Genomic DNA, 331 nt, shown 5'->3' with positions numbered 1-331 from the left:
AGAGCATAACTTTACTCAACACATTAAAAACAAGGCTCAATCCAACTTAATCCCACACAAAGTAGCTTTAAGTTATGATACACACGATGAATAACAAGTATATTCCACCACATAATAAAAAACCTTTGCAAGAATTTAAGAAGCTAAAACAAGGCAAAAACAAGATAGATTTAAAAAAGATTCTTAAATATGTTTCTACTTCGCTTACACTCTTAACTTTGCAAGAAGTCTTGATATTGAGGCTGTTAAAATTGCAAAATTAAGCAAAATTTCTCGCCAAAGTGTCAATAAAATTTGCAAAAACATTAGAATCTTAATCACAAAAGAATGT

General features: G+C 29.3%; 1 protein-coding gene and 1 pseudogene. Both read left to right on the top strand.

The window, feature by feature from the left end:
• Positions 1–86: 86 nt before the first annotated feature.
• Positions 87–263, top strand: coding sequence for a hypothetical protein (locus tag ACWIX0_RS14340; protein WP_454174635.1), 177 nt, complete (start codon positions 87–89; stop codon positions 261–263).
• Positions 233–331 (top strand): annotated as a pseudogene (locus ACWIX0_RS14335) (IS1595 family transposase); the annotation flags it as partial. The gene ACWIX0_RS14340 and the pseudogene ACWIX0_RS14335, both read left to right, overlap by 31 nt.

Source organism: Helicobacter sp. T3_23-1059, assembly GCF_053654515.1.
The sequence above is the reverse complement of the archived record's forward strand: the minus strand, read 5'-3'. Positions and strand labels throughout refer to the sequence as shown.